Annotated in this window: 3 protein-coding genes and 1 pseudogene; all 4 read right to left on the bottom strand. The window is 42.9% G+C overall.

Annotation, left to right across the window (positions count from 1 at the left end; genetic code table 11):
• Window positions 1–450 (bottom strand): annotated as a pseudogene (locus ACTNES_RS19970) (hypothetical protein); the annotation flags it as partial.
• A gap of 199 nt (window positions 451–649) precedes the next feature.
• The gene (locus tag ACTNES_RS19965) at window positions 650–1,414 is read right to left on the bottom strand and encodes a hypothetical protein (protein WP_119188440.1); all 765 of its coding nucleotides are present in this window, start codon (window positions 1,412–1,414) and stop codon (window positions 650–652) included.
• Window positions 1,415–1,544: 130 nt separating this feature from the next.
• Window positions 1,545–2,957, bottom strand: a complete 1,413-nt coding sequence (locus tag ACTNES_RS19960) for a sensor histidine kinase (RefSeq protein ID WP_119188441.1) — start codon at window positions 2,955–2,957, stop codon at window positions 1,545–1,547.
• Entirely contained in the window at window positions 2,941–3,612 is a 672-nt protein-coding gene (locus ACTNES_RS19955) for a response regulator transcription factor (RefSeq protein WP_441040487.1), read from the bottom strand. The genes ACTNES_RS19960 and ACTNES_RS19955 overlap by 17 nt, the downstream gene beginning before the upstream one ends.
• Window positions 3,613–3,694 lie beyond the last annotated feature (82 nt).

Below are 3,694 nucleotides of genomic sequence, written 5' to 3'. Positions count from 1 at the left end.
CTGGGTAAACTCTTTCAGGTCAATCAGCTTGCCCGCCGGATCAACGGAGCCGTCAGCCGCTTTTGAAAAGCTCTCTAAATCCCGTACAGCATACACATCTACTGTGCCGTTCTCATTTAGAAAATCAATACCGGCGGTTTCATTGTTACCGATGGGATAATAGTCCTCAAACCAGCGAACCAAATTCCCATTATAGGTAAGTTCATCTTTGACCGCATCATAGGTCATCCCATATTGTTCATAAGGTGCAAACATTTTTTCTTTGTCTGCGGCGGAGAGTGCCGAGCTGTCCTCGCTGTTTCCCAGCGCCTCAGAGCCGCCAAGAGGTTGACTGATTTCTTCCTTGATAACGGGATTACCTTGTTCCTGGCTGTTCTGCGGTGTCGTGCTGCATCCAGCCAAACAGCCTAACAAGAGCATGGACGCAGCGCATAATGCCATTCGTTTCATAGTTCTCACCAATCCTTTCTTTGAATGTACCCCAAGTATAGCAAAGCATTTTGGGATACCTTTGGGATTAGTTTGTGATTTATGTGTAGTTAAAAAGGAGCTGTACCAAAATTTCGTTTTGATACAGCCCCTTCATGGCGTATGGAAATGTGTCTGCTGTACGACGGCTTTTTTTGCCGTCGTACAGCAGTTTTGTAGTCTATTTTACATACTGCTCTAATTCTTGTGCCGCTGTTTCTACCAGCTTTTCGATGTTACCGTTTTTGTCACGAATAACTTTTAGGTTGATACCATCACTTATGCCGTTATCACAGTAGGTATCGTGGTCTGCATCATAGAGAATATGGATGGGTTTGCCGTCATACATCCATTTTTGAGTCGGCTGGTCATAGGAAACGCCAAATGCGGTGTAGGCGTCTAAACTATCATCACGATAGTTCGGATCGCCCAGTTCAAAACTACCGCTGTTTCCAGTAATTCCAGCCGCATCAAATTCCTCTTTTAGTTCTTTTTGCTTTTCAGTTCTGGCGTTAAAATCAGCATCCGAGGATTGCTTCAAGCCTGTCAAAGATCCATTTGCATCTCTGATCGGCTCTACATCTACCACGCCATCCTCATAGAAGAACGAGTTTGCGTTCTCTGGACTGATCTGATCTTTGAAATAACGCACCATCTGGCTTTTATAAAAGAAGCGGTCTTTCTCCTGATCGTAGGTCATGCCATAGGGTTCATAAATGGAATACTGTTCCGCAATCTCGCTCCGGCGGATTTCTTCGGCCTTGGCCTGTTCTTCCGAGGAAATCACTTCATCGCTTTCATAGGCTTGCGCTGTGGATGAAGAATTTGAGTAAAGAGTATCACTACTGTTATCGGCTTGTTCCTGGCTGTTCTGCGGTGTCGCGCCGCATCCAGCCAAACAGCCTAACAAGAGCATGGACGCAACGCATAATGCAATTCGTTTCATAGTTTTCACCAATCCTTTCTTTGAATGTACCTAAAGTATAGCAGAGCTTTTTGGGATACCTTTGGGATTAGTTTGTGATTTGTGTGTAGTTAAAAAAGCGGCAAGTTGTTCACCTGCCGCTGGTTGTCCGCTAAATCGTGAAGAAGAATTTAACACCGTTTTCTGTGTTGCAAGCCTCACAATAGCTGTTATGTTGTTGTAAAATTCTTTGAACCATATAAAGCCCTAAGCCGCTGCCGCCTGTTCTTCTACTGCGGGATTGCTCCATACGATAAAAAGCGTCAAACAATTTGGGAATATCATCTTCGGGTATATGTGTACCTGTGTTCTCTACGGAGAACAAAAAGCGTCCGTTGGTATTTTGTAAAATAATATCAACGCTTGCTCCATGCGGCGAATACTTTACAGCATTTGAAATCAAATTGGAGAACACCTTTTCAATCAGTAATTTGTTCCCATTGATAAAAGTGGGAGACTGTATAGCAAGATGTATTTGCAGCTCTTTTGTTGCCACTAAATCATCAATCTCCCTCAAATAGCCATGTATCATGGGAGCGCAATCAAAATGCTCCATTTTGAAATCGACATTGGTTTCCAGCCTTGAAATCGTTAATATTTCCTGCACCATCGTTTCAAGCGTAGCCGCAACTTCCAAGGATCGGGCAAGATACTTTTCGTGGTCTTTATATGCCCCTATACCCAATAGCATCCCCTCTAATTGACCCTTGATAATGGTGATAGGGGTTTTCAGTTCATGGGAAGCGGAAGAAAAGAAATCCTGTTGTGCCCGTTCCAGCACCTTTTGATGTTCAATATCCTTTTGGAGCTGGAGATTTGCACTTTGCAACTCCTCCAAGGTAGCAGACAGTTTCCGGGACAGCGTATTCAAGCTATTCTCCAGTACACCCAGCTCGTCAGAACGGCGTTCCTCAAGTTGCCATTCCAGCCGCATATCAGACATTTCTTTAGAAATCCGACAGATTTTTAATACCGGGTTTGTAATGATACGAGAATACCCCCAAGCGGTTGCCAACGATACAAGGAGAATAACGCAAAACAAAATCGGTAATACGCTTACAAATGATTGCCGCAGTTCTGCGATTTGAGAGGCTTCTCCATAAACTGTTAAAATATATTGGCCATTATCATCTGCAAATGAGAAGTAATAGCTGTTGGATATAATCGGCGCACTTTCATAAGATGTTCCACCAAGAGCCTCACTGGCAATCCCATCGTTAAAGTCATTTTGATTAGACGGTGTTTCCATCAGAACACCATCAGCAGTATAAAGCTCCACCATACTAATCGCCGTGTTTTGAAGAAACTGGTCAAAAAGTCCGCCGCTATCCTGCATACGGATATGTTCTAATTCATAAATAAAGTCACTTGTCTGTTCATCTAATGACGCATTGAGATTGTTAGAATAGGTCCTGGGCATATACCAGGCCAGAACGCCATAGACAAGAAAGCTCACGCATAGCAAAACTGCCACAGTCAGAATAAAGACTTTAGCAAACAGACTGCCTTTAATTCTCTTTATCAACTTTATATCCCACCCCTCTGATTGTTTGAATGAAATCTATTCCCAATTTTTTTCGTAGATTTTTGATATGGGTATCAACAACACGCTCGTCCCCATAAAAATCATATCGCCACAGCTTATCCAACAAGTTCTGCCGGGTCAATATCCGGCCCTGATGGGTCAGCAGTTCCCGCAGTATTTCAAATTCCTTTTGTGTCAGTTCAAAATTAGTTCCGTCCACTGTGGCGGTGTAGCCGTCACAGTTCAAACGCAAATTGCCATAAGTAATGATTTGATACTTTTCATCTGTTCCCCGGTTACTGCGCCGAAGTACAGCCGCAATTTTGCGGAGCAGGACAGGCATAGAAAACGGTTTTGTAATGTAGTCATCCACCTGCAAATCCAATCCTTTAATCTGATCTTCTTCTCCGCTTAATGCGGTTAGCATAATGATAGGAACATCAGATTGCTTGCGTATCAATTCACAGACACCGTAACCGTCAATTTTGGGGAGCATAATGTCCAATACAATCAAGTCATATCGTTGGCCTGCAAATAAAGAGAGTGCCTCGACACCATCATTTGCAACAGCTACTTCATATCCTGCTTCTTGTAAAAAATTCTGTAAAAGTTCTTGAATATCAAAATCGTCCTCAACAACTAAAATTTTCTGCATTATTCCACCTCCAAGTCTGTAGTGTATCATAGTTTTTTGAATTTCCGATGAAGCGTGCTATTCTTTCTTGTCTCCGAAAGAC

Source organism: Blautia sp. HCP3S3_D9, from assembly GCF_052063845.1.
Lineage (GTDB): Bacteria > Bacillota > Clostridia > Lachnospirales > Lachnospiraceae > Blautia_A.
The sequence above is the reverse complement of the archived record's forward strand: the minus strand, read 5'-3'. Positions and strand labels throughout refer to the sequence as shown.